Origin of the sequence: Pseudomonas sp. sp1636 (assembly GCF_030376615.1) — a bacterium.
Taxonomy (GTDB): domain Bacteria; phylum Pseudomonadota; class Gammaproteobacteria; order Pseudomonadales; family Pseudomonadaceae; genus Aquipseudomonas.
On the sequence record NZ_JARRAB010000006.1, the window covers coordinates 201,091 to 227,046 of the forward strand.

The 25,956-nt window shown below is 65.1% G+C and carries 26 protein-coding genes; 17 read left to right on the top strand and 9 right to left on the bottom strand.

Annotation, left to right across the window (positions count from 1 at the left end; all coding sequences use genetic code 11):
* Positions 1 to 127 precede the first annotated feature (127 nt).
* The gene (locus P8H27_RS08615; protein ID WP_289636827.1) at positions 128 to 1,696 is read left to right on the top strand and encodes a SulP family inorganic anion transporter; all 1,569 of its coding nucleotides are present in this window, start codon (positions 128 to 130) and stop codon (positions 1,694 to 1,696) included.
* A gap of 19 nt (positions 1,697 to 1,715) precedes the next feature.
* Here P8H27_RS08615 and aroE read toward each other — a convergent pair whose 3' ends face one another.
* On the bottom strand, positions 1,716 to 2,534 hold the full coding sequence (aroE, locus tag P8H27_RS08620) for a shikimate dehydrogenase (RefSeq protein WP_289636781.1): 819 nt from the start codon (positions 2,532 to 2,534) through the stop codon (positions 1,716 to 1,718).
* Between the two features lie 142 nt (positions 2,535 to 2,676).
* Entirely contained in the window at positions 2,677 to 3,594 is a 918-nt protein-coding gene (gene hemF / locus P8H27_RS08625; protein WP_289636783.1) for an oxygen-dependent coproporphyrinogen oxidase, read from the bottom strand.
* A gap of 188 nt (positions 3,595 to 3,782) precedes the next feature.
* Between hemF and P8H27_RS08630 the strand changes: the two genes are divergently transcribed.
* Positions 3,783 to 4,760, top strand: a complete 978-nt coding sequence (locus P8H27_RS08630) for an NADPH:quinone reductase (protein WP_289636784.1) — start codon at positions 3,783 to 3,785, stop codon at positions 4,758 to 4,760.
* 81 nt (positions 4,761 to 4,841) lie between these two features.
* On the opposite strand, the gene P8H27_RS08635 is transcribed toward P8H27_RS08630, so the two are convergent.
* From P8H27_RS08635 to P8H27_RS08645, 3 genes are all read right to left on the bottom strand, one after another.
* Positions 4,842 to 5,399, bottom strand: coding sequence for an L-threonylcarbamoyladenylate synthase (locus tag P8H27_RS08635; protein WP_289636785.1), 558 nt, complete (start codon positions 5,397 to 5,399; stop codon positions 4,842 to 4,844).
* A 43-nt stretch (positions 5,400 to 5,442) separates the two neighbouring features.
* A complete protein-coding gene (gene dprA / locus P8H27_RS08640) occupies positions 5,443 to 6,555 on the bottom strand; it encodes a DNA-processing protein DprA (protein WP_289636787.1) in 1,113 nt (370 codons plus the stop codon).
* 113 nt (positions 6,556 to 6,668) lie between these two features.
* On the bottom strand, positions 6,669 to 7,694 hold the full coding sequence (locus tag P8H27_RS08645) for a LysM peptidoglycan-binding domain-containing protein (RefSeq protein ID WP_289636788.1): 1,026 nt from the start codon (positions 7,692 to 7,694) through the stop codon (positions 6,669 to 6,671).
* A gap of 152 nt (positions 7,695 to 7,846) precedes the next feature.
* Here P8H27_RS08645 and def point away from each other — a divergent pair, with 152 nt between their 5' ends.
* Genes def through P8H27_RS08670 form a run of 5 tightly spaced genes read left to right on the top strand, consistent with a single transcriptional unit; the run spans position 7,847 to position 12,398 of the window.
* On the top strand, positions 7,847 to 8,353 hold the full coding sequence (gene def, locus P8H27_RS08650) for a peptide deformylase (protein WP_289636790.1): 507 nt from the start codon (positions 7,847 to 7,849) through the stop codon (positions 8,351 to 8,353).
* Positions 8,354 to 8,412: 59 nt separating this feature from the next.
* A complete protein-coding gene (gene fmt / locus P8H27_RS08655; protein ID WP_289636791.1) occupies positions 8,413 to 9,357 on the top strand; it encodes a methionyl-tRNA formyltransferase in 945 nt (314 codons plus the stop codon).
* Positions 9,354 to 10,676 (top strand): 16S rRNA (cytosine(967)-C(5))-methyltransferase RsmB, encoded by a 1,323-nt coding sequence (gene rsmB, locus P8H27_RS08660; RefSeq protein ID WP_289636793.1) that lies wholly within the window; start codon positions 9,354 to 9,356, stop codon positions 10,674 to 10,676. Before fmt ends, rsmB begins: the two co-directional genes overlap by 4 nt.
* 10 nt (positions 10,677 to 10,686) lie before the next feature.
* Positions 10,687 to 12,060 carry a Trk system potassium transporter TrkA gene (gene trkA, locus P8H27_RS08665; RefSeq protein WP_289636795.1) on the top strand — a complete coding sequence of 458 codons (1,374 nt, stop codon included), beginning with the start codon at positions 10,687 to 10,689 and terminating at the stop codon, positions 12,058 to 12,060.
* A 14-nt stretch (positions 12,061 to 12,074) separates the two neighbouring features.
* Positions 12,075 to 12,398: a tetratricopeptide repeat protein gene (locus P8H27_RS08670; RefSeq protein ID WP_289636796.1), complete on the top strand. Its 324-nt coding sequence runs from the start codon at positions 12,075 to 12,077 to the stop codon at positions 12,396 to 12,398.
* A 26-nt stretch (positions 12,399 to 12,424) separates the two neighbouring features.
* Here P8H27_RS08670 and P8H27_RS08675 read toward each other — a convergent pair whose 3' ends face one another.
* From P8H27_RS08675 to P8H27_RS08690, 4 genes are all read right to left on the bottom strand, one after another.
* On the bottom strand, positions 12,425 to 13,084 hold the full coding sequence (locus tag P8H27_RS08675; RefSeq protein ID WP_289636798.1) for a 7-cyano-7-deazaguanine/7-aminomethyl-7-deazaguanine transporter: 660 nt from the start codon (positions 13,082 to 13,084) through the stop codon (positions 12,425 to 12,427).
* 128 nt (positions 13,085 to 13,212) lie between these two features.
* Positions 13,213 to 13,476 carry a PilZ domain-containing protein gene (locus tag P8H27_RS08680; protein ID WP_289636800.1) on the bottom strand — a complete coding sequence of 88 codons (264 nt, stop codon included), beginning with the start codon at positions 13,474 to 13,476 and terminating at the stop codon, positions 13,213 to 13,215.
* Between the two features lie 99 nt (positions 13,477 to 13,575).
* Entirely contained in the window at positions 13,576 to 14,463 is an 888-nt protein-coding gene (locus P8H27_RS08685) for a lysophospholipid acyltransferase (RefSeq protein WP_289636802.1), read from the bottom strand.
* Between the two features lie 151 nt (positions 14,464 to 14,614).
* Complete coding sequence (locus tag P8H27_RS08690; protein WP_289636804.1) at positions 14,615 to 15,178, bottom strand: DNA-3-methyladenine glycosylase I; 564 nt, start codon at positions 15,176 to 15,178, stop codon at positions 14,615 to 14,617.
* Between the two features lie 83 nt (positions 15,179 to 15,261).
* Here P8H27_RS08690 and glyQ point away from each other — a divergent pair, with 83 nt between their 5' ends.
* From glyQ to P8H27_RS08740, 10 genes are all read left to right on the top strand, one after another.
* Positions 15,262 to 16,209: a glycine--tRNA ligase subunit alpha gene (gene glyQ, locus P8H27_RS08695; protein ID WP_289636805.1), complete on the top strand. Its 948-nt coding sequence runs from the start codon at positions 15,262 to 15,264 to the stop codon at positions 16,207 to 16,209.
* Entirely contained in the window at positions 16,206 to 18,260 is a 2,055-nt protein-coding gene (gene glyS / locus P8H27_RS08700) for a glycine--tRNA ligase subunit beta (protein ID WP_289636806.1), read from the top strand. Before glyQ ends, glyS begins: the two co-directional genes overlap by 4 nt.
* Positions 18,261 to 18,355: 95 nt before the next feature.
* Complete coding sequence (gene gmhB / locus P8H27_RS08705; protein ID WP_289636807.1) at positions 18,356 to 18,886, top strand: D-glycero-beta-D-manno-heptose 1,7-bisphosphate 7-phosphatase; 531 nt, start codon at positions 18,356 to 18,358, stop codon at positions 18,884 to 18,886.
* 26 nt (positions 18,887 to 18,912) lie between these two features.
* Positions 18,913 to 19,686 carry a 1-acyl-sn-glycerol-3-phosphate acyltransferase gene (locus P8H27_RS08710; protein WP_289636808.1) on the top strand — a complete coding sequence of 258 codons (774 nt, stop codon included), beginning with the start codon at positions 18,913 to 18,915 and terminating at the stop codon, positions 19,684 to 19,686.
* A gap of 268 nt (positions 19,687 to 19,954) precedes the next feature.
* Positions 19,955 to 20,569 carry a CDP-alcohol phosphatidyltransferase family protein gene (locus P8H27_RS08715; RefSeq protein ID WP_289636809.1) on the top strand — a complete coding sequence of 205 codons (615 nt, stop codon included), beginning with the start codon at positions 19,955 to 19,957 and terminating at the stop codon, positions 20,567 to 20,569.
* Between the two features lie 13 nt (positions 20,570 to 20,582).
* The gene (locus tag P8H27_RS08720; RefSeq protein ID WP_289636810.1) at positions 20,583 to 22,337 is read left to right on the top strand and encodes a bifunctional alpha/beta hydrolase/class I SAM-dependent methyltransferase; all 1,755 of its coding nucleotides are present in this window, start codon (positions 20,583 to 20,585) and stop codon (positions 22,335 to 22,337) included.
* Positions 22,337 to 23,695 (top strand): phosphatase PAP2/dual specificity phosphatase family protein, encoded by a 1,359-nt coding sequence (locus P8H27_RS08725; RefSeq protein WP_289636811.1) that lies wholly within the window; start codon positions 22,337 to 22,339, stop codon positions 23,693 to 23,695. Before P8H27_RS08720 ends, P8H27_RS08725 begins: the two co-directional genes overlap by 1 nt.
* Entirely contained in the window at positions 23,685 to 24,140 is a 456-nt protein-coding gene (locus P8H27_RS08730) for a hypothetical protein (protein WP_289636813.1), read from the top strand. The genes P8H27_RS08725 and P8H27_RS08730 overlap by 11 nt, the downstream gene beginning before the upstream one ends.
* Before the next feature lie 10 nt (positions 24,141 to 24,150).
* Positions 24,151 to 24,771, top strand: a complete 621-nt coding sequence (locus tag P8H27_RS08735; protein WP_289636815.1) for a 1-acyl-sn-glycerol-3-phosphate acyltransferase — start codon at positions 24,151 to 24,153, stop codon at positions 24,769 to 24,771.
* A 1-nt stretch (position 24,772) separates the two neighbouring features.
* Positions 24,773 to 25,717, top strand: coding sequence for a phosphatidate cytidylyltransferase (locus tag P8H27_RS08740; protein ID WP_289636817.1), 945 nt, complete (start codon positions 24,773 to 24,775; stop codon positions 25,715 to 25,717).
* The last annotated feature ends 239 nt before the right edge of the window (positions 25,718 to 25,956 follow it).

The following is a 25,956-nucleotide window of genomic DNA, read 5'->3' on the forward strand; positions in this document are numbered from 1 at the left end:
CCGGCTTTGAATTAACCGCCTGGATTGCGTAGGGTTGATCCCACCGCTGCGCACGGATCTCGCCCGCAGCGGGCGCCCTCGCGAGCATCGCATGAGCACTGTCCACGCCACCGAAGAGCGACACCGCATGCCGCTACCCAGCCGCCAGACCCTGCTGCCGTTCCTGCGCTGGCTGCCCAGCACCAGCAAGCGCAGCCTCGCCAACGACCTGTTGGTGGGGCTCAGCGGCGCCATCCTGGCGCTGCCGCAATCCATCGCCTACGCCCTGATCGCCGGGCTGCCGGCCGAATATGGCCTGTACGCGGCGATAGTGCCGGTGATCATCGCCTGCCTATGGGGCTCGTCCTGGCACCTGATCTGCGGGCCGACCGCGGCGATTTCCATCGTCCTGTTCACCAGCGTCAGCCCTCTGGCCACGCCGGGCAGCGACGACTTTATCGCGTTGATCCTGTTGCTGAGCTTTCTCGCCGGGCTGTTCCAGTGGCTGCTCGGCCTGCTGCGCTTCGGCGCCCTGGTGAATTTCGTCTCCCACTCGGTGGTGCTCGGCTTCACCCTGGGCGCGGCCGTGGTCATCGCCCTCGGCCAACTGCCCAACCTGCTCGGCCTCAGCGTGCCCAGTCAGGCCACGGCGCTGGCGACCGTCCTCAATATCGGTCAGCACCTGCTGGAAAGCGACTGGCGCGCCCTGGCCCTGGCCGGCTTCACCCTCGGCGTCAGCCTGCTGGTCAGACGCCTGTGGCCGCGCTTGCCGGCCCTGCTGATCGGCATCGTCGCCGCCAGCCTGGCGGTGCTGGCGTGGCCGGCTCAGCTTGGCGGCATCGCCCTGGTCAGCGCCTTCGAGGGCCGTTTGCCGCCGTTCAGCCCACTGACCTTCAAACTGTCGAGCATTCTCCAGCTGCTGCCCGCCGCAGTGGCCTGCGGCATGCTCGGCCTGGTCACCAGCCTGTCGATCGCCCGCGCCCTGGCCAGCCAATCCCAGCAGTTTCTCGACGCCAACCAGGAAGTCCGCGCCCAGGGCCTGTCCAACTTGCTCGGCCCCTGGTTCTCCGCCTCGCTGTCGGCCGGTTCCTTCACCCGCTCGGCGTTGAACCTGCAGGCCGGTGCGCGCTCGCCCCTGGCCGGGGTATTTTCCGCGCTGCTGGTGGCGTTGTTCGCCCTGCTTGGCGCCCGCCTGATCGCGCATATCCCGCTGCCGAGCATGGCCGCCGGCATCCTCCTGATCTGCTGGGGGTTGGTCGATATGGCCGGGGTGCGTGCGCTGTTCCGGGTCAGTCGCTCGGAGTTCCTGGTGATGTTGCTGACCCTGCTGGCCACCCTGCTGCTGGAGCTGCAAACGGCGATTTACGCCGGGGTACTGGTTTCGCTGTTCTTCTACCTCAAGCGCACCTCGCAGCCACGGGTGAAGTTCTGGCAGGAGGGCGAGGAGGAGTTGCTGCGCGTTGAAGGGTCGATCTTTTTCGGCGCCTGCCATTACCTGCAGCAGCTGATCCAGCGCAGCAAAGGCGAGCGGGTGATCATCGATGCCCACCACGTCAATTTCATCGACTACGCCGGGGTGGCCATGCTCCACCAGGAAGCCCGCCGGCTGCTGGCGCAAAACCGCTGCCTGATCCTGCGCCGCGCCCGGCCCCAGGTGATCGAGGAAATCCACAAGCTCGAAGGCGCCGAGCGCTGCCCGGTGCAGTTCGAGGATTGAAACCTTGGCGGCTGCCGCGTCAGGCCAACTGACGGCGCAACTCGGCCAGCACCGGCGCGCTGTCCGGACGCACGCCGCGCCACAGGTAGAAGGCCTCGGCGGCCTGCTCGACCAGCATGCCCAGACCATCCAGGGTGCGCGCCGCGCCCTGCTCGGCAGCCCAGCGGTTGAACGCGGTCGGCTGCTTGGCGTACATCATGTCGTAGCACAGGGTATGACCCGGCGCGATCAGGCTCGCGGCGATCGGCGGCCGCTCGCCGGCCAGGCTGGCCGAGGTGCCGTTGACGATCAGGTCGACCGGCGCATCGAGCCAGTCGAAGCCGCTGGCCGCCACCGGGCCGAGGTCGCTGAACTCGCGGGCCAGCTGTTCGGCCTTCTGCACCGTGCGGTTGGCAATCACCAGCGCCGCCGGCTGCTCGGCCAGCAACGGCTCGAGCACGCCACGCACGGCCCCGCCGGCGCCGAGCAGGAGGATGCGCTTGCCGCGCAGGGCGCAGCCGGCATTAACGCTCAGGTCGCGCACCAGGCCGGCGCCGTCGGTGTTGTCGCCGAGCAGGCTGCCGTCCTCCAGCTTCTTCAAAGTGTTCACCGCGCCGGCACGCTGGGCACGGGCGGTCAGGCGGTCGGCCAGTTGAACGGCCTGTTCCTTGAACGGCACCGTGACGTTGGCGCCCCTGCCGGCGCTGAAGAACGCCTTGGCAAACCCGGGGAAGTCCTCCAGCGGCGCCAGCAAGGCCTCGTAGCTCAACTGCTGGCCGGTCTGCTGGGCGAACAGGCGGTGGATCAGCGGCGACTTGCTGTGGCCGATGGGGTTGCCGAATACGCCGTAGCGATCCATGTGAAAATTCCTCGCGTCAAAATTTGCGCTGAACGCGTCGTGAGTGAAGGCAAGGCGAAAGCGGGCGAGGAAGCGGAGTTTACCCAGGTAAATGAGCATTCCGAGTTCGCTTTCAACGCAGCATGGCCGAACGCAACAGCGTTCAGGGTAAATTTTCCAGCCAGTCGCGATCCGTTAGAAAATACTCGGTCAGGCGCGCTTCCTCGCTGCCCGGCTCGGCCTTCCAGTCGTAGCCCCAGCGCACCTGCGGCGGCAGCGACATCAGAATCGACTCGGTACGCCCACCGGACTGCAGGCCGAACAGGGTGCCACGGTCGTAGACCAGGTTGAACTCGACGTAACGACCGCGACGGAACGCCTGGAACTCGCGCTCGCGCTCGCCGTAGGGGGTCAGCTTACGGCGCTGCACGATGGGCAGGTAAGCGCCGAGGTAGGCATCGCCGATCGCGCGGATAAAGGCGAAACTGGTGGCGAAGTCCCACTGGTTCAAATCATCGAAGAACAAGCCGCCGATGCCGCGCGGTTCATTGCGGTGCTTGATCTGGAAGTAGCGGTCGCACCAGGCCTTGAAGCGCGGGTAGACCTCGGCACCGAAGGGCGCACAGGCATCACGGGCGACGCGGTGCCAGTGCACGCAGTCTTCTTCATTGGCGTAATAGGGGGTCAGGTCGAAACCGCCGCCAAACCACCAGACCGGCTCCTCGCCTGGCTTCTCGGCGCTGAAGAAGCGCACGTTGGCATGCGAGGTGGGCACGTAGGGGTTTTCCGGGTGGATCACCAGGGACACGCCGAGCGCCTCGAAACCACGTCCGGCCAGCTCCGGCCGATGGGCGCTGGCCGAAGGCGGCAGGCCGGCGCCAAACACATGGGAGAAGTTCACCCCGCCCTTCTCGATCAGCGCGCCATTCTCGATCACCCGCGTGCGCCCGCCACCGCCGGCCGGGCGCTGCCAGGCATCCTCGAAAAACTCGGCGCCACCGTCCTCGGCTTGCAGGGCGCTACAGATACGGTCTTGCAGGTCGAGCAGGTAGGCCTTCACGGCCTCAGTACGGTCACTCACGGCGGCACCTTGAAAAACAGTCAGGCCAGCCGGCGGCTTTGGCCAGCCGGCGCAATCGGCGCCAGCATAACATTTGCCAATGCGTGCCCGCAGTTGACGCCGCGCAAGCAAAGCGATTGGATGGATAGCCCAGCCCGCCGCCGTCATCGGCGGCGGCTTGATCGCCCCCCTGCAGCAAGGAGCCTGAGATGGCCAAGCGTATCCAGTTCAGCCGTCACGGCGGCCCCGAAGTGCTCGAGTACCGCGACTACCAACCCGCCACGCCCGGGCCCCATGAGGTGCGCGTGCAGAATCGGGCAATCGGCCTGAATTTTATCGACACCTACTTTCGCAGCGGTCTGTACCCGCCGCCGGCATTGCCGTCGAGCCTGGGCAATGAAGGCGCCGGCATCGTCGAAGCGCTGGGCGCACAGGTCAGCCAGTTCCAGGTCGGCGACCGTGTGGCCTACGCCACCGGGCCGCTGGGGGCTTACAGCGAACTGCACGTGCTGCCGGCCGACAAGCTGGTCAAGCTGCCGGATGCGATCGGCTTCGAGCAGGCCGCGGCGGTAATGCTCAAGGGCCTGACCGTGCAATACCTGCTGCGCCAGGTGTTCGCCCTCAAGGGCGGCGAAACCATCCTGTTCCATGCCGCCGCCGGCGGCGTCGGCTCCTTCGCCTGCCAGTGGGCCAAAGCCCTGGGGGTCAAGCTGATCGGCACCGTCAGCTCGGCCGAGAAAGCCGCGCGGGCCAAGGAGCAGGGCGCCTGGGCGACCATCGACTACAGCCATGAGAACGTGGCCCAGCGCGTGCTGGAGCTGACCGATGGGCACAAGTGCCCGGTGGTCTACGACGGCGTCGGCAAGGACACCTGGGAAACCTCGCTGGACTGCGTTGCCCCGCGCGGTCTGCTGGTCAGCTTCGGCAACGCCTCGGGAGCGGTCAGCGGGGTCAACCTGGGCATCCTCGCGCAGAAGGGCTCGCTGTTCGTCACCCGGCCGACCCTGGCCGGCTACGCCGACACCCCCGAGCGCCTGCAAGCGATGGCCGACGAGTTGTTCAAGATGATCGAAAGCGGTCAGCTCAAGGTCGATATCGGCAATCGCTACGCACTCCAGGACGCCGCCGCAGCGCAGGCCGCCCTGAGCGCCCGGCAGACCACCGGCTCGACCATTCTGCTGCCGTAGGGTGGGTTAGGCGGCGCTCACACCCCGCACCGCTATCGATTTCGTGACAATGCGCCGCCCACCCTAGCAAAGCGGAAAGCGTCAGGACGGCCTGATCACATCGCCCGTGACCAGGTCACGAATCAGACTAGGATTCTTGCGCCCACCCAGGGCGCCGCCGAGCACCTTGTCCAGTTGCCGCGGGAAGTACTGCTCGACCCGCAGCCGGGATCGCGCCGCCGGGCGCCCGGCCGGGTTGGCCGAGGTCGACACCAGTGGGCCGGTGAGGGCACAGAGCTCGCGCACCAGCGGGTGATCGCTGACGCGCAAAGCGACGCTGCGGTGCTCGCCGGTGATCCACTCGGGCAGGCGCTGCTGATGCGGTACCAGCCAGGTATTGGGGCCCGGCCAGGTGCTGGCCAGGCGCTCTTGCCAGATATCCGGCAGATCTTCGAGGAGAAAATCGAACTGCTCAATGCAGTCCGCCACCAGAATCAGGCCCTTGCCCATCGGCCGCTCTTTCAGCGCCAGCAAGCGCTCCACCGCGATGTCGTTCCACGGGTCGCAACCCAGGCCCCACACCGCCTCGGTCGGGTAAGCGATGACCCCGCCCTGACGCACCACCCGCGCTGCCTGCTGTACCTGCCAACTGCTGACCATTCACTGCTCTCCCGCTGAAGGAATGCCGCGCAGTGTACCCAAGCTAGCGGGCGCGGCCCACCCAGCGCCCGGCTTCGCAGGCGATACGGCCGTCCAGCTCCAGCTCGGTGAGGGCCGCCAGCACCGCCGACAACGGCCAGCCGCTGGCCGCCGCCAGGGCTTCGCTGCTGTGTGGCGCCGCATGCAGCAAGTCGAGCAGGGGATGCGCGAAGGATTGAGCCGGACTCGCCTCGCTCGCCAACGGCGGCTGCAGCTGCCAGCCGCGCAGCGCTTCGAGAATATGCGCGATGCTTTCCACCAGCACGGCGCCATCGCGGATCAATTGATGACAGCCGCGCGCCCCGGGGTGGTGGATCGAGCCGGGAATGGCATAGACCTCGCGGCCTTGCTCGGCCGCCAGCCGCGCGGTGATCAGCGAGCCGCTGGACGGACTGGCCTCGACCACCAGCACGCCGAGGGACAGGCCACTGATGATGCGGTTGCGCCGGGGGAAATTGCTCGCCTGCGGCGGGCAATCCAGCGGCAACTCGGAGACCAGCGCGCCGCCGTGCTCGACGATGTCCGCGGCCAGTTGCCGGTGCCGCGCCGGATACAGGCGCTGCAAACCGGTGCCGAGTACCGCGATGGTTTTCCCGGCCGCATCCAGTGCGCCTCGATGGGCGGCGCCATCGATGCCCAACGCCAGGCCGCTGGTGATGACGAAGCCACCGGCAGCCAGGCTGCGGGCGAAGCTGTGCGCGGTATCCAGCCCGGGCCGTGAGGCGCGGCGACTGCCGACCATGGCCAGTTGCGGCTGTTCCAGTAACCCGGGATCGCCGGCCACGTAGAGCAAGGGCGGCGCATCGCCGAGTTCGGCGAGCAAGCCCGGATAACCGGGGTCGTCCCACATCAACAGATGATGGCGCTCGGCCTCCAGCCAGGCCAGGGCGGCAGCGGCGCGCTCACGCACCGCGCTGCTGCGCCGGGGCTCGGCACAAGCGGCCGGCAACCCCAGCGCACGCCAGGCGCTGGCGGGCGCGCTGAGGGCGGCGGAGGCGCTGTCGAAGGCGCTGAGCAATTTGCGAAAACGCCGCGGCCCAAGCTCCGGCAGGCTGTGCAGGCGCAGGCGGGCTTCGAGTTCGGCAGGGGAAATGCTGTAGCGGGGGCATTGCGCCATGGCGATCATCCTTGATCGGTCGCGCCCAACAACCGGGGCAGGCTTGGCGGGCGGCAGCTTGCGATGAAGCAGAAAACGCCAGCCATGCACGCGCAAGGCTGGCGTCCGGGTCGTTACGGGTTACGTACTTTGTCCATCACCGCGAGCTGGCGGTTAGCACTAAGAATCAGGCCATAACTGAGCTTTTCATAGGTGCGGAACACCATCAGCAGACCGGCCCGCTCATCGGGGATCTTCACCGACTCGCCGGTGACCCGGTCGCGCACGGTTTCGCCGGTCTTGTACACCGCCAGCACGTTGCCCTCGGCCAGGCCATCGCGCGCGCCCTTGTTCAGGGTGACCACGTCGAACTGGCCGATTTGGGTCACGCCACGCGGGACGTCGAGGATCAGGCCGTTGATTTCGCGGCTCGGCTCGCTGGGCATGAAGGTCGAGTTAATCGCCCGTTCTTCGGTGGCGAACAGGCGATCGCCGAGGCGCACTTCCTGGGTCGAGCGGGTCAGGCTCATGGTGCCGATATCGCCTTCTTCGGCCACGATCTCACCGCCGCCGATGTCATCGGCGTTGATCCCGAGAAATTCCTGGGTATCCGGGTCGACGTATGTCTTGCCCTGACGGAAGATGCCGTACACCGGCGCGGCCGCGTCAAAGGCTCCACGCGCGTAGATGCGATCCCCGGCACCACTGACCACGCGCTCGGCGTTGCCGGCGACTATATAGGGCGCGCCGGCGAACTGTTCAGGGGTATCGACGATACGGTTACTCAGCAGGAAGCTGTTGATCGCCCCCAGCGGAATGGTCGGAATGGCTTCGGCCATCGGCGTGCTGCGAACCTGCGGCGACAGTTTGATGGTGCCGCGCGATTCGCCACGGTTGAGCATCAGGCGTGGCTGGCCGTCGATGTAGACCAGACTGAGTTGATCGCCGGGGTAAATCAGGTGGGGGTTGGCCACTTGCGGGTTGGCGTGCCAGATTTCCGGCCACTTCCACGGTTGGCGGAGAAACCGCCCGGAAATATCCCACAGGGTATCGCCCTTGACCACGGTATAACGGTCTGGGTGACCGTCCTTGAGTTGCACTTCGGCCTGGGCCAAGCCGCTAGCGGCAAGCAGCAGCAGGGCGAGTAGTGATTTCCTCATGCGGTGAATCCCTTTATTATGTGCCTTCACGTGGAGCGCCCTAGCGCCGCGACGAAACCCAGTTGTGCTGCGGCGTGAAGCCGTTTTTCAATGCTGCTCATCATCTTAGCAGCGGATTTTGACTTTATTCCACAAGTGCATCACAAACGCATATGGCTATCTTGAACATCCTCGAATTTCCCGATCCACGCTTGCGCACCATCGCCAAGCCGGTGGACACGGTCGACGACGCCTTGCGTCAACTGATCGACGACATGTTTGAAACCATGTACGAAGCCCCAGGCATCGGTTTGGCCGCGACCCAGATCAACGTGCACAAGCGCCTGGTAGTGATGGATCTGTCGGAAGACAGAAGCGAACCCCGGGTGTTTATCAACCCCGAGTTCGAGACGCTGACCGATGAGGTCGAGCAATACCAGGAAGGCTGCCTGTCGGTGCCGGGCTTCTACGAAACCGTCGAGCGCCCGCAGAAGGTTCGGATCAAGGCCCTGGATCGCGATGGCCAGCCCTTTGAGCTGATCGCCGAAGGCCTGCTCGCGGTGTGCATTCAGCACGAATGCGACCACCTCAACGGCAAGTTGTTCGTCGACTACCTGTCCACCCTCAAGCGTGACCGCATCAAGAAGAAGCTGGAAAAGCTCCATCGCCAGCAGGCTTGAGCCACACCTTTACAAAGGCTTGCTGCGGCAAGCCTTTTTCTTTTTAGCAGCGAGAACCCATGTCCGAGTCTTTGCGCATCGTCTTCGCCGGCACCCCCGAGTTTGCCGCCGAACACCTCAAGGCCCTGCTCGATAGCCCGCACCAGGTCATTGCGGTGTATAGCCAGCCGGATCGCCCGGCCGGCCGCGGGCAGAAACTCACGCCGAGCCCGGTCAAGCAGTTGGCCCTGCAACACGCGATCCCGGTGTATCAGCCGCAAACCCTGCGCGACCCGGCCGCTCAGGCCGAACTGGCCGCACTCGAAGCCGACCTGATGCTGGTGGTGGCCTACGGCCTGATTCTGCCGCAGCAGGTGCTGGATACCCCGCGCCTGGGCTGCATCAACAGCCACGCCTCCTTGCTGCCGCGTTGGCGCGGCGCCGCGCCGATCCAGCGCGCCATCGAAGCCGGCGACCCTGAATCCGGGGTCACCGTGATGCAGATGGAGGCGGGCCTGGACACCGGGCCGATGCTACTGAAAGTCAGCACGCCGATTGCTGCCGACGACAGCGGCGGCAGCCTGCATGACCGTCTGGCCCAGCTCGGCCCGCAGGCGGTGATCGAAGCCATCGCCGGCCTGGCTGCGGGCAGCCTGGTCGGCGAAGCGCAGGACGACCGCCTGGCGACTTACGCGCACAAATTGAACAAGCCAGAAGCCCGTCTCGACTGGGCGCGTCCGGCCGTTGAGCTGGAGCGGCTGATCCGTGCCTTCAACCCCTGGCCGATCTGCCACAGCACGCTGAGTGGCGAAACCCTGAAGATCCATGCCGCCGAGCTGGGCGAGGGCAGTGGGGCACCTGGCAGCATATTGTCGGCCGACAAACAGGGTCTGACGGTTGCCTGCGGCCAGGGCGCGCTGCGCTTGACCCGCCTGCAACTGCCCGGCGGCAAAGCCTTGGCCTTCGCCGATGTGTACAACAGCCGCCGCGAGCAGTTCGCCGTCGGCACGGTATTGGATCAATGAACCCGCGTCTCGCCGCCGCCCGCGCCCTAGCCGCCGTGCTCAATGGCAAGGCCTCGCTGGGCAGCAGCCTGCCGCCGCTACTGGACAGGGTCGAGGCGCGCGACCGTGGTCTGACTCAGGAGCTGGCCTTCGGCACCGCGCGCTGGCAACCGCGCTTGGCGCTGTTGGCAGAAAAACTCCTGCAAAAGCCGTTCAAGGCGGCGGACAAGGATGTCGAAGCGCTACTGCTGGTCGGCCTGTACCAGTTGTTCTACACCCGCATCCCGGCCCACGCCGCCATCGGCGAGACGGTGGCCTGTGTCGACAAGCTGAAGAAGCCGTCGCTCAAGGGCCTGCTCAACGCCGTGCTGCGCAATGCCCAGCGCGACAGCGAAAGCATCATTGCCAGCCTGGATCGCGATCCGGTGCTGCACAGCGCCCATCCGCGCTGGCTGCAAAAAACCCTGAAGGCCCAGTGGCCGGAACACTGGCAAGCCATCTGCGCGGCCAACAACGCCCACCCACCACTGATCCTACGGGTCAATCGCCGCCTCGGCAGCCGTGCGGACTACCTGGCCGAGCTGCGCCGCAGCGGCTTCGAGGCCGAGCCCTGCGCCTTCAGCCGCGACGGCATCCGTTTACTCCAGGCCTGCGATGTCACCAGCTTGCCGGGCTTCGCCGCAGGCCGCCTCAGCGTGCAGGACGAAGCCGCGCAACTGGCCGCCGACCTGCTCGAACTGGCCCCCGGGCAACGCCTGCTGGATGCCTGCTGCGCACCGGGCGGCAAGACCTGTCATGTGCTCGAGGCCGAGCCCGCACTGGCCGGCGTGGTGGCGCTGGATCTGGAAGCAAAGCGCCTGCTGCGGGTGCGCGAAAACCTCAAACGCCTCAATCTCGACGCCGAGCTGATCGCCGCCGATGGCCGTGATACCGCGACCTGGTGGGATGGCCAACCGTTCCAGCGGATTCTGCTCGACGCGCCGTGCTCGGCCACCGGGGTGATTCGCCGCCACCCGGACATCAAGCTGACCCGTCAGGCCGCCGATATTCCCGCCTTGGCCCAGCTCCAGGGCGAGTTGCTGGATGCCCTGTGGCCGACCCTGGAAGTCGGCGGCATCCTGCTCTACGCCACCTGCTCGGTGCTGCCCATGGAAAACAGTGACACCATCGCCGCCTTCCTCGCCCGCACGCCAAGCGCACGCGAGCTGGAGATCAGCGCCGACTTTGGCCTCAAACCGGCCCATGGTCGCCAGTTGCTGCCACAAATCGACGGCCACGATGGTTTCTACTATGCCAAGCTGAGCAAGATCGCCGCGTCTTCCCCTAAATCAGGTTTGTAGGAGTGATTGCTTGAAAATCATCATTCTCGGCGCCGGCCAGGTCGGCGGCACCCTGGCCGAACACCTGGCCAGCGAGGCCAACGACATCACCGTGGTCGACACCGACGGCGACCGCCTGCGCGACCTCGGCGACCGCCTGGACATCCGCACCGTGCAGGGCCGCGGCTCCTTCCCCACCGTCCTGCGCCAGGCCGGCGCGGACGATGCCGACATGCTGATCGCGGTGACCAACAGCGACGAAGTCAACATGATCGGCTGTCAGGTGGCCTACACCCTGTTCCACACCCCGACCAAGATCGCCCGGGTGCGCGAGCCGGCTTACCTGACCCGCTCCGGCCTGTTCACCAACGAAGCCATCCCGATCGACGTGCTGATCAGCCCGGAACAGCTGGTGACCAACTACATCAAGCGCCTGATCGAATACCCCGGCGCCCTGCAGGTGATCGACTTCGCCGAAGGCAAGGCCCAGCTGGTGGCCGTGCGCGCCTACTACGGCGGCCCGCTGGTCGGCCAGCAACTGCGCCAGCTGCGCGAGCACATGCCCAACGTCGATACCCGGGTGGCGGCGATCTACCGGCGCAACCGGCCGATCATTCCCCATGGCGATACGGTGATCGAGGCCGATGACGAGGTGTTCTTCATCGCCGCCAAGGGCCATATCCGCGCGGTGATGAGCGAAATGCGCCGCCTGGAAGACAGCTACAAGCGCATCGTCATCGCCGGCGGCGGGCATGTCGGCGAGCGCCTGGCCGAGGCCATCGAGAGCCGCTACCAGGTCAAAATCATCGAAATGAACCCGGCGCGCTGCCGTTACCTGTCGGAGAATCTCGACAGCACCGTGGTACTGCAAGGCAGCGCCTCGGACAAGGATCTGCTGGTCGAGGAGAACATCAACGATGCCGACATCTTCCTCGCCCTGACCAACGACGACGAGGCCAATATCATGGCTTCGCTGCTGGCCAAGCGCCTCGGCGCACGCAAGGTGATGAGCATCATCAACAACCCGGCCTACGTCGACCTGGTTCAGGGCGGCGAGATCGACATCGCCATCAGCCCGCAGCTGACCACCATCGGCGCCCTGCTGACCCACGTGCGCCGCGGCGATATCGTCAGCGTGCACTCGCTGCGCCGCGGCGCCGCCGAAGCGATCGAGGCCATCGCCCACGGCGACGCCAAGTCGAGCAAGGTGGTCGGCCGCGCCATCCAGGACATTCCGCTGCCGCCGGGCACCACCATAGGCGCGATCATCCGTGCCGAGGAAGTGCTGATCGCCCACGACACCACCGTGATCGAATCCGGCGACCACGTGATCCTGTTCCTGGTCGACAAGAAGTACATCCGCGATGTCGAGCGGCTGTTCCAGGTCGGCCTGACGTTTTTCTGAGCGGAGGAGGTTTTATGCTCGAATCCCTGGAAAAAATGCTGGCCCAAGGCATGGACAACGCCCTGTTGCGCTTCGGCCTGGGCAAGGGCTACCTGGATGCCGGCGAGCCGGCGCGCGCCGCCGAACACCTGCAGCGCTGCGTCGAGTTCGATCCCAAGTATTCGGCCGCCTGGAAGCTGCTCGGCAAAGCATGGCTGGCCGCCGCGCAACCCTTGGCGGCGCGCCAGGCCTGGGAGCAGGGCCTGCAGGCCGCGCGCGCGCATGGCGACAAGCAGGCGGAAAAGGAAATGACGGTATTTTTGCGCAAGCTGGACAAACACCAGCCGCAGCCCGACTAGCAGTCGATCGCCCGGCCTGCTCCCCATCAAACCCGGCCAGACAGCACCTCGCGCCTGGGCACGGCCCGGGCGATGGCGTTGAGCAGCATGCCGTAGAGCGGCACGAAGAGCAGCAGGCTGACCGCCAGCTTGATCGCGTAATCCACGCTGGCGATCTCGACCCAGTGCGCGGCCATGAACGGGTCGCTGCTGTGCCAGAAGGCGATGGAAAAGAAGGCCAAGGTATCCAGCAGGTTGCCCACTACCGTCGAGGCGGCCGGGGCCACCCACCATTGACGCAAGCCGCGCAGGCGCTCGAATACCTGGATATCCAGCAGTTGCCCGAGGCCATAAGCGATAAAGCTGGCCAGAGCGATGCGCGCGACGAACAGGTTGAACGCCAGCAGCGCGCTGACACCGGCGAAACTGCCGCTCTGGAACAGCACCGACACCCCATAAGAGGCGACCAAGGCGGGCAGCATGACCCGCGCGATTACCTGACGCGCGGACGCCTTGCCCAGCAGGCGCACGGTGAGGTCGGTGGCCAGGAAAATAAACGGAAAGCTGAACGCCCCCCAGGTGGTCTGCCAGCCGAACAGGGTCATGGGCAGCTGCACCAGGTAATTGCTGGCAATGATGATCAGCAGGTGAAAGGCGATCAGGCCGGCCAGGGCCGGGCGCCGGATCAGCGGGGAGAGCGTTGGCATGGCCTGTCCTTTTTGAATGAGATGGGGTTAGGGAACCCATTGCGGCGGCGGGGGAAATTCAGCGCACGCGGCATTTTAGCGATTTCTTGACCGACAGGGTGGGTTTCCTCTCGGGTCAGGAGCGCTGCTCAGCGCTCGATAAAGCGCAGCCCGACCCCCTCGGCATCCACCCGCACCACTTCCATGTGCAGCACCGGCGCCTCGATCGGCAGATCCTGCACCTGGCCGGTGACTATCGTGCCCTGGGACAGGGCCAGCAGATCCGGGTGTTTGACATAGACGCCGCCATCGGAGAGATCACGGGTCTGCGCCACCACTTCAGCGAAACTCGGGTGGCAGATCTTGATCCGGCACTTCATCAAGGTACGTGGATGTTGACGCTGACTGGGCATAAACGTGATCGTCCTTAGCAGGCGAGCTGCGATTAATAGCGCAAATTCCTCTAACCACCGGGCAATAATCCGCAAAAGACGCCGGCTGGGCGCCTCGACTCAATACCACTTCGGCTCGCCTGGCGGGCGCTTCTTGAAGCGCTTCATGCTCCACATGTACTGGCTCGGGTAGGCCCGCACGTATTTTTCGATGACCGCACTCATGGCCGCCACCGCGGTCTCCACATCCTCGCTGTACATCTCCTCCGGTACGGCCTCGAATATCACCTTGAAACCGCTGCCATCTTGCAGACGCAAGGCATGCAGAAACACGCCGCGGGCCTTGCCGCCGGCGAGCATGCCGGCGACGAACTTGCTGGTCAGCGCCTGGGTGGCGAGGAAGGGCACGAACACCCCGGAAGACAGGCTCGGCTCGGGGTCGGCGGGAATACCCACGACGCCGCCTTTGCGCACTTCCTTGATGACGCTGAGGATGCCTTCGCGGGTCGAGGGTGCCACCCGGTTGCCCAGCTGCACCCGCTGCTTGCGCAGCAACTCGTCGACCGCCTTGAGCTTGGGCGGTCGGTAGAAAATGATCGGTTGGCACTGCGCGCAGTAGAAGTGATTGAGCACTTCCCAGTTGCCCAGGTGGCTGGTGATGCCGACCACGCCCTTGCCGCTGGCCAGGGCTTGCTCGAGGACTTCCAGACCCTCGACCTCGCGGATCAGAGCGATGGATTTGTGTGCCGGCCAGATCCAGGCGCAGGCGCTTTCGGTGAATGTCTTGCCGATGCCCTTGAGGCTCTGCCCGACCAGGCGCTCGCGCTCGGCCTCGCTCAGTTCGGGGAAGCACTTGGCCAGATTGATCCGTACCACCGCGCGCGAGCTATTGGGCAGCTTCCACATCAACCAGCCGATGGCCGTGCCCAAGCCTTGCACCGCACGCCAGGGGAGCAGGGCGAACAATCGCAAGAAACCCACCACCAAGGCACCTTTGAGCTTTTCCACAGGCAACTCCATAAGGCCAAAAGGCGCCTAGTGTAACCAAGAGTGGCTTGGGCTGAACAACGCCCCCCAAGATCGCGGCTGGCGGATCGCACAGGCGCCGAGCGGTAACCCTGATCCTGCGCCAAGCGCCGGCCCGGCATACAGTCCAGCGTCAGACCAACCTACGCCCGGCCAGCACGGCATAGCGTTCGCAATCGGTGGTGTGATCCATGACCATGCCCGCGGCCTGCATATAGGCATAGCAGATGGTCGGGCCGACGAAGGTGAAGCCGGCCTTCTTCAGCGCGCGGCTCATCGCTTCGGCCTCCTCGGTGATGGCCGGCACCTGGCTGCGCTCGCTGAAGTGGTTGATCTTGGGCGCGCCGCCGACGAACGACCAGAGCAGCGCCACTGGATCCTCCAGCCGCAGCCAGGCCTGGGCGTTCTGCCGCGCGGCCTTGAGTTTCAGGCGATTGCGGATGATGCCGGGGTCTTGCATCAGGCCTTCCAGGTACTCATCGCTGATCACCGCCAGGCGCCGGGGATCGAAGCCGAACAGCACCTCGCGGTAGCGTTCGCGCTTCTTCAGCACGGTGATCCAGGACAGGCCGGCCTGGAAGCCCTCCAGCAGCAACAGCTCGAACAGGGCCTGGGGATCGCGCTGCGGCACGCCCCATTCCCGATCGTGATAGGCCTGATAGAGCGGGTCGTCGGTACACCAAAAGCAGCGCGGCATAGGGCCTTCCAGGGCGGTGGAGGCCGCGTCGATTGGGGTATACTCCCGCCCTTTCTGTCGCAGCCCCAACAGGTGAATTTTCCGTGAGCCAGACTACGCCTGCCGTGCGCACCTTCCAAGACTTGATCCTCGCCCTGCAACAATACTGGGCCGAACAGGGTTGTGTGGTGTTGCAGCCTTACGATATGGAAGTGGGCGCCGGCACCTTCCACACTGCCACTTTCCTGCGTGCCATCGGTCCGGAGACCTGGAACGCCGCCTACGTGCAACCTTCGCGTCGCCCCACCGACGGCCGCTATGGCGAGAACCCCAACCGCCTGCAGCATTACTACCAGTTCCAGGTAGTCTTGAAGCCGAACCCGGAAAACTTCCAGGAGCTGTACCTCGGCTCGCTGCAGGCCATCGGCATCGATCCGCTGGTGCACGACATTCGCTTCGTCGAAGACAACTGGGAATCGCCGACCCTCGGCGCCTGGGGTCTGGGCTGGGAAATCTGGCTGAACGGCATGGAAGTCACCCAGTTCACCTACTTCCAGCAGGTCGGCGGCATCGAGTGCTACCCGGTGACCGGCGAGATCACCTACGGCCTGGAACGCCTGGCCATGTACATCCAGGGCGTCGACTCGGTCTACGACCTGGTGTGGACCGACGGCCAGTTCGGCAAGGTCACCTACGGCGACGTGTTCCACCAGAACGAGGTGGAGCAGTCGACCTACAACTTCGAGCACGCCAACGTCGACAAGCTGTTCGAGCTGTTCGATTTCTACGAGTCGGAAGCCAACCGCCTGATCGAACTGGAGCTGCCGCTGCCGACCTACGAGATGGTGCTCAAGGCCTCGCACACCTTCAACCTGCTGGATGCGCGCCGCGCCATCTCGGTGACCGCCCGTCAGCAGTACATCCTGCGCGTGCGCGCCCTGGCCCGTTCGGTGGCGCAGAGCTACCTGCAAGCGCGACGCAAACTCGGCTTCCCGCTCGCCGCCCCCGACCTGCGTGATGAAGTTTTAGCCAAGCTGGAGGCAGCAGAATGAGTGCGCACGATTTCCTGGTAGAACTGGGCACCGAAGAGCTGCCGCCGAAATCCCTGAACAGCCTGGGCGAGGCCTTTCTCGCCGGTATCGAAAAAGGCCTGAAGGCCGCCGGCCTGAGCTATGGCCAGGTGCGCTACTACGCCGCGCCGCGGCGCCTCGCGGTGTTGATCGAGCAACTGCAGGAGCAACAAGCCGATCGCACCCAGAACCTCGACGGGCCGCCGCTGCAAGCGGCGTTCGACGCCGAGGGCAAACCGACCCAGGCGGCCCTGGGCTTCGCCAAGAAATGTGGCGTCGAGCTGGCCGAGATCGACCGCAGCGGGCCGAAGCTGAGATTCAGCCAGCGCATTCCCGGCCAGGCCGCCGCCGGCCTGTTGCCGTGCATCGTCGAAACCTCGCTGAACGAGCTGCCGATTCCCAAGCGCATGCGCTGGGGCGCACGCAAGACCGAGTTCGTCCGCCCGAGCCAGTGGCTGGTGATGTTGTTCGGCGATGCGGTGATCGATTGCGAAATCCTCGCCCAGAGGTCCGGCCGGGTCTCGCGCGGCCACCGCTTCCACGCCAACCAGGAAGTGCGCATCTCGACGCCGGCCAACTACGCCGAAGACCTGCGCAGCGCCTATGTGATCGCCGACTTCGCCGAGCGCCGCGCGCAGATCGCCGCGCGCATCGAGCAACTGGCCGTCGAACAGCAGGGCCGCGCGATAGTGCCGCCGGCGCTGCTGGATGAAGTCAGCGCCCTGGTCGAATGGCCGGTGCCGCTGGTTTGCTCCTTCGAGGAGCGCTTCCTCGAGGTGCCCCAGGAAGCGCTGATCATCACCATGCAGGACAACCAGAAGTACTTCTGCCTGCTCGATGCCGACGGCAAGTTGCTGCCGCGCTTCATCACCGTGGCCAACATCGAAAGCAAGGATCCGCAGCAGATCATTTCCGGCAACGAGAAGGTGGTGCGCCCACGCCTGACCGACGCCGAGTTCTTCTTCAAGCAGGATCAGAAGCACAAGCTCGAGACCTTCAACCAGCGCCTGGCCAACGTGGTGTTCCAGGCCCAGCTCGGCTCGGTCTATGACAAGGCTAAGCGGGTTTCCGCCCTGGCCGGCTTCATTGCCCAGCGCATCGGCGGCGACGCTACTCGCGCCGCGCGCGCCGGCCTGCTGTGCAAGTGCGACCTGGCCAGCGAGATGGTCGGCGAGTTCCCGGAGATGCAGGGCATCGCCGGCTATTACTACGCCAAGCACGACGGCGAAGCGCAAGACGTCGCCCTGGCGCTGAACGAGCAATACATGCCGCGCGGTGCCGGCGCCGAATTGCCGAGCACCCTGACCGGCGCCGCGGTGGCCCTGGCCGACAAGCTGGATACCCTGGTCGGCATCTTCGGTATCGGCATGCTGCCCACCGGCAGCAAGGATCCCTATGCCCTGCGCCGGGCCGCCCTGGGCGTGCTGCGCATCCTGATCGAGAAACACCTGGAGCTGGATCTGGCGGCGACCATCGCCTTCGCCATCGAACAGTTCGAGGGCAAGGTCAAAGCCGGCGATCTGGCCTCCCAGGTGCAGGACTTCATCTTCGACCGCCTGCGCGCGCGCTATGAAGACGAAGGCGTCGATGTCGCCGTCTATCAGGCGGTGCGGGCGGTCAATCCGGTCTCGCCGCTGGACTTCGACCAGCGCGTGCAGGCCGTACAGGTCTTCCGCAGCCTGCCTGAAGCTGCGGCCCTGGCCGCCGCCAACAAGCGCGTGTCGAATCTGCTGGGCAAGGCCGAGGGTCAGGTCGCCGCGAGCATCGAGGCGCACCTGTTCGATACGCCGAGCGAGTTCACCCTCAACGCCGCCATCCAGCAGGCCGAGCAGGCGGTGCAACCTCTGGCGCAGGCGCGTCAGTACAGCGCCGCCCTGGCGCAACTGGCCGGCTTGCGCGCACCGGTGGACGCCTTCTTCGAGGCGGTGCTGGTCAACGCCGAAGACCCTGCAGTACGGGCCAACCGCTATGCGTTGCTGGCCAAACTGCGCGGCCTGTTCCTCGGCGTCGCCGATATCTCGGTGCTGGGCTGAGGCTTGCCTGATCGTAAAATGGGTTGAGCCTAGCGACACCCATCATCACCTTCGCCGGGTGGCGGCCACCACCGCCACCCGGCCACGGACGTCCCATGAAACTGCTGATTCTCGACCGCGACGGCGTGATCAATTACGACTCCGACGCCTATATCAAGACCCTCGACGAGTGGATTCCGCTGCCCGGTGCCATCGAAGCCATCGCGCGCTTGTCCAAGGCCGGCTGGACGGTCGCGGTGGCCACCAACCAGTCCGGCCTGGCGCGCGGTTATTACGATCGGGCCGCGCTCGAGGCGATGCACGCGCGCTTGCGCCAACTGGTGGCCGAGCAGGGCGGCGAACTGGGCCTGATCGTGCATTGTCCGCATGGCCCGGACGACGGCTGCGACTGCCGCAAGCCAAAGCCCGGTATGCTCCGGCAGATAGCCGCGCATTACGGCGTCAGCCTGGCCGGGGTATGGTTCGTCGGTGACAGCCGCGGTGACCTGAACGCCGCGCTGGCCGTCGATTGTCAGCCGGTATTGGTCAAGACCGGCAAAGGCCTGCGGACCCTGGCTCAGGCATTGCCGGCAGGCACCCTGGTGTTCGATGATCTGGCGGCGCTCGCCAGCCAACTTATCCACTGAAATACAGCAGGACGGTAAACGCTCCCATGTCGACAATGCAGACCATCAGAACCTTCCTCTTCTACCTGTTGCTGTCTGTCAGCGCCTGTTTCTGGTGCATCCTCAGCGTGTTCGTCGCGCCCTTCCTGCCGTTTCGGGCGCGCTACCGTTTCGTCAACCAGACCTGGTGCCGTTGCGCCGTGTGGCTGGCCAAGGTGGTGCTGGGCATCCGCTACGAGGTCAAAGGCCTGGAAAACATTCCGCGGCGCCCCTGCGTGATCCTCGCCAAGCACCAGAGCACCTGGGAAACCTTCTTCCTCTCGGCGCTGTTCGAGCCGCTGAGCCAGGTGATCAAACGCGAACTGCTCTATGTGCCGTTCTTCGGCTGGGCCATGGCCATGCTCAAACCCATCGCCATCGACCGCAGCAACCCGAAAGCCGCCCTCAAGCAACTGGCCAAGCAAGGTCACGAGCGCCTGAGGCAGGGCGCCTGGGTGCTGATCTTCCCGGAAGGCACGCGGATTGCCAGCGGCCAGATCGGCAAGTTCTCCCGTGGCGGCGCCTCCCTGGCGGTCAACGCCGACCTGCCGGTGCTGCCCATTGCGCACAATGCCGGCGAGTTCTGGCCCAAGCAGGGCTGGAGCAAGACTCCCGGCACCGTTCAGGTGGTGATAGGCCCGGTCATGCACGCCGAAGGCACGGGGCCACGGGCGATTGCCGAGTTGAATGAGCGCGCCTTCGCCTGGATCAGCCAGGCACAACGCGACATCGGTGCGCTGGCCGCCGAGGATACCGCCTGCGACGTCCACGAAAGCGTCTAGAACACGGCTGGATTTGGCAGCGTGCCGAGCCCAGCCGTTTTTTCATAAATTGTGGATAACCTGTGCGCGAAATATCGAGAAAGTCCATTTATTCGATATAACCAACTGATTATTAAACACTTTGTCTTGAGCATGGAACGCTCGGCGACTGGGTATAAGTTTTACCCGTTGAGCTAATCCGGCACTGGCGCACAGTCTTCGCCGCCAACGGGGCGGGCAAAGCGGCTAAGCTAGGCCACTCCAGCGCGCTGAAAGGGAATTCAGGCCGATGCCGTCCATTTACCAACTCAAACCACACTTCCAGAACCTGCTGCGCCCCGGCGTAAAGCGCCTCTACGCCAGAGGCGTGAGCGCCAATCAGGTGACCCTGGCGGCGGCCGTGGTTTCCGTGTTGCTCGGCGTCATGCTGGCGCTCTTCCAGCAGCGCTGGCTGTTTGCCCTGATCCCCCTGTGGATGCTGCTGCGCATGGCGCTCAACGCGGTGGACGGCATGCTCGCCCGCGAGTTCGGCCAGCAATCGAAACTCGGCGCCTACCTCAACGAACTCTGCGACCTGATCGCCGACAGCGCCCTGTATCTGCCCTTCGCCCTGTTGCCCGGCGTCTCGCCTCTGCTGGTGGTATTGCTGGTGCTGCTGGCCCTGATCAGCGAATACGCCGGCGTACTCGGCCCCATGGTCGGAGCGTCACGGCGTTACGACGGGCCCATGGGCAAGAGCGACCGCGCCTTCTGCTTCGGCGTAGTCGCTGCCGGGGTGGTCAGCGGCCTGCTGCCCGCCAGCTGGAGCAACGGCCTGTTCGCGCTGATGGCCGTCCTGCTGCTCTACACCCTGTATAACCGCGTGCGCCAAGGCCTGGCCGAAGCGGCAACCTCTGTTGCGTAATAAGGACATTTCGATGCGCGAAGCCCTTGAACTCAGCTTTACCACCCATGACGGCGTGGAACTGCGCTACCGCCACTGGCCCGCCGCCACCGACAGCACCGCAGCACGACGCGCCATCGTGATGTTCCACCGCGGTCACGAGCATGGCGGGCGCATGGCTCATCTGGTCGATGAGCTGGATCTGGCCGATTTCGACTTCTTCGCCTGGGATGCCCGCGGTCATGGCCAATCGCCGGGCGCGCGCGGCGACAGCCCGAGTTTCGCCACCAGCGTGCGCGACGTGCAGACCTTCATCGAACACATCGTCGCCAGCCACGGGCTGCTCGAGCAAGACCTCGCCGTGCTCGCGCAGAGCGTCGGCGCCGTGCTGGTTGCCACCTGGGCCCATGACTACGCACCGCAGATCCGCGCCCTGGTACTGGCCTCACCGGCGTTCAAGGTCAAGCTCTACGTGCCCTTTGCCCGAACCGGGCTGAAACTGCTGCGCGCCTGGCGCGGCAATTTCTTCGTCAACAGCTATGTGAAAGCCAAGTACCTCAGCCACGACCCCGAGCGCATCGCCTCGTTCGACGGCGACCCGCTGATTGCCCGGCCGATCTCGGTGAATATGCTGCTCGGCCTGTACGCCGCCGCCGAGCGCGTGGTGGCCGACGCCCAGGCGATCCAGATTCCCACCCAAGTGCTGATCTCCGGCGCCGATTTCGTGGTACAGCGCCAGCCGCAGCAGCAGTTCTTCGAGCGCCTCGGCAGTTTGCGCAAGGAAATCCACATCCTGCCCGGCTTCTTTCACGACACCCTCGGCGAACGCGAGCGTAGCCATGCCCTGAGCCGGGCCCGGCGCTTTCTTCTGCACTGTTTCGCCGAACCGGTTCTGCGTCCCTCGTTGCTGGATGCCGATCGCCTGGGCGCGACCTGCGCCGAGGCCGAGAGCCTGGCCGCGCCGCTGCCGCCTAATTCGCTGCGCGACCTCTACTGGCGCGCCACCCGTGCCGGCCTCAAATTCGGCAGCCGCCTGGCCGATGGGCTCAAGCTGGGCTTCAGCACGGGCTTCGACTCCGGCAGTACCCTCGATTACGTCTACCGCAATCGACCCGGCGGCAAGTCGGCTATCGGCAGGTTGATCGACCGGAACTACCTGAACTCGATCGGCTGGCGCGGCATCCGCCAGCGCAAACTGCATGCCGAAGAACTGCTGCGCCTGGCCATGGGCAAACTGCGCACCCAAGGCCGCGCCGTGCGTATTGTCGATATCGCCGCCGGCCATGGCCGCTACATCCTCGACGCCCTGGAAGGCATGGAACAGCAACCGGACTCGATCCTGCTGCGCGATTACAGCGATATCAACGTGCGTGACGGTGCCGCGCTGATCGAGCAGAAAGGCCTGGGCGGGATTGCCCGCTTCGTCCAAGGCGACGCCTTCGACCGCGACGACCTGGCCGCACTCGAGCCCAAGCCGACCCTGGCGGTGGTCTCCGGCCTGTATGAACTGTTCGCCAGCAACCAACTGGTCGGCGACTCCCTGGCCGGGCTGGCGGCCGCCGTGGAAGAGGGCGGCTATCTGCTGTACACCGGACAACCCTGGCACCCGCAGTTGGCGTTGATCGCCCGCGCCCTGACCAGCCACCGCGGCGGCGAAGCCTGGGTGATGCGCCGGCGCAGCCAGGCAGAGATGGATCAACTGGTCGAAGCTGCGGGTTTTCGCAAATTGACCCAACGCATCGATGAATGGGGCATTTTCAGCGTCTCCCTGGCGCAACGGGTGTCCTGATGGCAGGCGTTGCGCTTGGTCGCGAAGCGGGGCTGTGGCAGCGCGGCCTGTTATGGCTGCTGCTATTGGCCCCGCTGTTCTTCGCCAGTTACGGCTTGGCCAACTGGCTAAGCGCGCAGCGGGCGGATGTCGGTAGCCTGGTGTTCGCCTGGGAACGCCAAATACCGCTATGGCCGTGGACTATCGTGCCTTATTGGTCGATTGATCTGCTATATGGTTTGTCCTTTCTGCTGCCGGCTACACGGCGGGAAATGGATCGCCATGGCCTGCGCCTGCTGAGCGTACAGCTGCTGTGCATCACGGCTTTCCTGCTCTGGCCGCTGCGCTTCACCTTCGAGCGCCCCGAGCTGGATGGCCTGTTCGGCGGTCTGTTCGATGTGCTGATGGGCTTCGACAAACCGTTCAACCAGGCGCCGTCCCTGCATATCGCCCTGCTGGTGGTGCTCTGGGTGTGCTTCGCCCGCTACGCCAGCGGGCTCTGGCGAGTGCTGTTGCATGCCTGGTTTTTCCTCATCGGCCTGTCGGTGCTGACCACCTGGCAACATCATTTCATTGATGTCCCCTCCGGGGTGCTGGTCGGCTGGTTATGCGTCTGGCTGTGGCCCATCGATGGCCCTGAACCGCTGCAGCGCTGGCAATTGGCACGCGCCCCCAAACGCTGGCGGCTGGCTTTGTGCTATGGCGTTGCCGCTGCCCTGGCTACGGCGCTGGCGGTCAATCTCGCGGGCGCCTGGCTATGGTTGTTATGGCCGAGCGTCTCCTTGCTGCTGGTCGCGCTGAACTATGCCCTGTTCGGTGCCGAAGGCTTCCAGAAGGATGCCGAAGGCCGCCTGAGCAGCGCCGCCTGCTGGTTGTTCGCACCTTATCTGGCCGCCGCCTGGCTCAACTCGCGGCTGTGGACCGGCCGCCATGCGCACGCCAATGAAGTGGCCGAGGGCGTCTGGCTCGGACGCATTCCCACCGCCGGGCAGGCTGACCAGTTCAACGCCCTGCTCGATCTCTGCGCCGAACTGCCGGCAACCGTTCGAGCCAAGGTTTATCGCGCGCTACCGGTGCTCGACCTGACTGCGCCCAGTGCGCAAACCTGCCTTGCCGCCGCGCAAGCCATCGAAACCCTGCGCCAGCACGGCCCATTGCTGGTCTATTGCGCCCTCGGCTATTCGCGCAGCGCTACTGCAGTGGCGGCCTGGCTGCTGCATAGCGGACGCTGCCAGGATGTGCCCGGGGCAATCGAACGCTTGCGTCTGGCGCGTCCACAGTTAGTCCTGGGCGAGCCCCACCAGCAAGCACTCGACGACATGCTGCTGCTAAGCCGCCAACAGTCGCAGGATCAACTGGCGGTAACCCATGGCTACTGAAATGCAGCTTCAGCTGATGGCCAGCCTCCTGCGCCGGGGGCGAACGCTGGATTGGCTGTCCGCTGGGCTGACCCTGCTCGCCTTGCTGATCGGCCTGGCCCCGCTGCTGAACACAGCAGCACATCCGTTAAGCGCCTTGCTCTGCGCCTTGCTGGTCATCCTCGGTCTGATCGAGAAGTACTGGGCCGTGCGTGTCGCCCTGGATGCCGAGCTGTTTCAGCATCTGGGCGACTCCGTTGCGCAACTGCACGGCCGCACCCTCGATCTCGATCGGGCCCTCGGCCAGCTTGGTCTGCAACCGGCAAACCAGGCTGCACGCGCCTGGGATCAACGCTGCCGCGGCGCGCTGCGACTCTTGCGCATGCAAGCTGTCTGGCTGCTGGCTCAACTGCTGTTGGCTGTGCTGATCATGCTCAGCCTGCCCTGGCTTTCCATCACCGGATAAGGAACCGTCCATGCTCGCTTCCCTGACCGCTTTTGCCATTACCTCAACGGCACGCCTGCTCACCGGTGCCCGCGCCCTCTGGCTCGGCTGCACGGCGCAGCCGGTGCAACGGCTGTACTACGCCAATCACAGCAGCCATGGCGATTTCGTCCTGCTCTGGGCTTCGCTACCCGAGGAGCTACGGCGCACGACCCGCCCGGTAGCCGGTGCCGACTACTGGCGGCGCGACAAGCTGCGGCGCTATCTGATCGACAAGGTGTTCAACGGTGTCTTGATCGACCGCGAGCGCAGTTCGCCGGGGGGCAACCCCTTGCAGCCCATGCTCGATGCCCTGGATAACGGCGACTCGCTGATTCTGTTTCCCGAGGGCACGCGCAATCTGGAAGACGGCCTGCTGCCATTCAAAAGCGGCCTGTACCACCTGGCCAAGGCGCGCCCCCAGGTCGAGCTGATTCCGGTCTGGATCGCCAACCTCAACCGGGTCATGCCCAAGGGCAGGGCGCTGCCGTTGCCACTGCTGTGCACCCTGAGTTTCGGTGCCCCGCTGCCGTGGCTCGAAAGCGAAAGCAAGCAGGCGTTCCTCGAACGCGCACGTAATGCCCTGTTGGCCATGGCGCCCGAGGAGGCTTGAAATGGATCACAACACCCTGCTGCTGTTCGCCGCTATCGGCGCCCTGTTACTGCTCGCCTCGGCAATCGGCTGGCTGCTCAAACGCCGCAGCGGCGACCGACCCAATCCGGTCATCGACAACCTCAACGCGCGCATCAATGCCTGGTGGGTGATGGTGCTGGTGATCGGCTGCGCCTTTCTGTTCGGCAATATCGGCGTCATCCTGCTGTTTTACTGCGTGTCCTTCTACGCCCTGCGCGAATTCATGACCCTGACCCCGACCCGACGCAGCGACTACCCGGCGCTGGTGGCCGCCTTCTATTTCGCCTTGCCCATGCAGTACCTGCTGATCGCCGTCGACTGGTACGGCCTGTTCAGTATCTTCATCCCGGTTTACCTGTTTCTCCTGCTGCCGATTCTCGCCTCCCTGGGCGGCGATACCACGCGCTTTCTCGAGCGGGCGTCCAAGGTGCAGTGGGGGCTGATGATCGCGGTCTACTGCATCTCGGCGGTGCCGGCCCTGCTGACCCTGGACATCCCCGGCTATGAGGGACGCAACCTGTTGCTGATCGCCTGGCTGATCATGGTGGTGCAGCTCTCCGATGTGCTGCAGTACGTCTGCGGCAAGCTGTTCGGCAAACACAAGATCGCTCCGCGTCTATCCCCCTCGAAGACGGTCGAAGGTTTTCTCGGTGGGGTAGCCCTGGCCAGCCTGGTTGGCGCCATGCTGTGCTGGATCACGCCTTTCAGTTTCTGGCAGGCCGCGTTGATGGCCTTGACCGTCAACCTGCTCGGCTTCGCCGGCGGCCTGGTGATGTCGGCGATCAAGCGCGATCGCGGGGTGAAGGATTGGGGCCACATGATCGAAGGCCACGGCGGCATGCTCGACCGCCTCGACTCGGTGTGCTTCGCCGCGCCAATCTTCTTCCACTTCGTGCGCTACTGGTGGGTGCCGCCACTGGCCTAGATTTGCCGACAACAGCGTTCAGGCTATACCAATAAACGAGCCCCGGTGTATCGACACTGCCGCCGCTTCACTCAAGCCCGGTCAGCGGCATTTTTGCCGCGGGCTGCCAACCGGGGCCGCTGTCCCGAATGGCAGCAACACTTACCGGTTACGCGATCCAGGCAGGGGAGATTTCGCTTGTGTAATCGCCCCTCGGTGTCTTTGTCTGCACCTCCACAGATTCCCGTAGGCGGCGTTTT

Excerpts from the sequence above, each read along its gene's own strand:
- fmt (WP_289636791.1), top strand. The coding sequence starts at position 8,413 with ATGTCCGAGTCTTTGCGCATCGTCTTCGCCGGCACCCCCGAGTTTGCC.
- P8H27_RS08730 (WP_289636813.1), top strand. The coding sequence starts at position 23,685 with ATGGCTACTGAAATGCAGCTTCAGCTGATGGCCAGCCTCCTGCGCCGG.
- rsmB (WP_289636793.1), top strand. The coding sequence starts at position 9,354 with ATGAACCCGCGTCTCGCCGCCGCCCGCGCCCTAGCCGCCGTGCTCAAT.
- dprA (WP_289636787.1), bottom strand. The coding sequence starts at position 6,555 with ATGGCGCAATGCCCCCGCTACAGCATTTCCCCTGCCGAACTCGAAGCC.
- P8H27_RS08615 (WP_289636827.1), top strand. The coding sequence starts at position 128 with ATGCCGCTACCCAGCCGCCAGACCCTGCTGCCGTTCCTGCGCTGGCTG.
- P8H27_RS08630 (WP_289636784.1), top strand. The coding sequence starts at position 3,783 with ATGGCCAAGCGTATCCAGTTCAGCCGTCACGGCGGCCCCGAAGTGCTC.
- P8H27_RS08635 (WP_289636785.1), bottom strand. The coding sequence starts at position 5,399 with ATGGTCAGCAGTTGGCAGGTACAGCAGGCAGCGCGGGTGGTGCGTCAG.
- P8H27_RS08680 (WP_289636800.1), bottom strand. The coding sequence starts at position 13,476 with ATGCCCAGTCAGCGTCAACATCCACGTACCTTGATGAAGTGCCGGATC.
- P8H27_RS08740 (WP_289636817.1), top strand. The coding sequence starts at position 24,773 with ATGGATCACAACACCCTGCTGCTGTTCGCCGCTATCGGCGCCCTGTTA.
- glyS (WP_289636806.1), top strand. The coding sequence starts at position 16,206 with ATGAGTGCGCACGATTTCCTGGTAGAACTGGGCACCGAAGAGCTGCCG.
- P8H27_RS08645 (WP_289636788.1), bottom strand. The coding sequence starts at position 7,694 with ATGAGGAAATCACTACTCGCCCTGCTGCTGCTTGCCGCTAGCGGCTTG.
- P8H27_RS08715 (WP_289636809.1), top strand. The coding sequence starts at position 19,955 with ATGCCGTCCATTTACCAACTCAAACCACACTTCCAGAACCTGCTGCGC.
- P8H27_RS08670 (WP_289636796.1), top strand. The coding sequence starts at position 12,075 with ATGCTCGAATCCCTGGAAAAAATGCTGGCCCAAGGCATGGACAACGCC.
- P8H27_RS08675 (WP_289636798.1), bottom strand. The coding sequence starts at position 13,084 with ATGCCAACGCTCTCCCCGCTGATCCGGCGCCCGGCCCTGGCCGGCCTG.
- P8H27_RS08690 (WP_289636804.1), bottom strand. The coding sequence starts at position 15,178 with ATGCCGCGCTGCTTTTGGTGTACCGACGACCCGCTCTATCAGGCCTAT.
- P8H27_RS08725 (WP_289636811.1), top strand. The coding sequence starts at position 22,337 with ATGGCAGGCGTTGCGCTTGGTCGCGAAGCGGGGCTGTGGCAGCGCGGC.
- P8H27_RS08720 (WP_289636810.1), top strand. The coding sequence starts at position 20,583 with ATGCGCGAAGCCCTTGAACTCAGCTTTACCACCCATGACGGCGTGGAA.
- aroE (WP_289636781.1), bottom strand. The coding sequence starts at position 2,534 with ATGGATCGCTACGGCGTATTCGGCAACCCCATCGGCCACAGCAAGTCG.
- P8H27_RS08735 (WP_289636815.1), top strand. The coding sequence starts at position 24,151 with ATGCTCGCTTCCCTGACCGCTTTTGCCATTACCTCAACGGCACGCCTG.
- gmhB (WP_289636807.1), top strand. The coding sequence starts at position 18,356 with ATGAAACTGCTGATTCTCGACCGCGACGGCGTGATCAATTACGACTCC.
- def (WP_289636790.1), top strand. The coding sequence starts at position 7,847 with ATGGCTATCTTGAACATCCTCGAATTTCCCGATCCACGCTTGCGCACC.
- P8H27_RS08710 (WP_289636808.1), top strand. The coding sequence starts at position 18,913 with ATGTCGACAATGCAGACCATCAGAACCTTCCTCTTCTACCTGTTGCTG.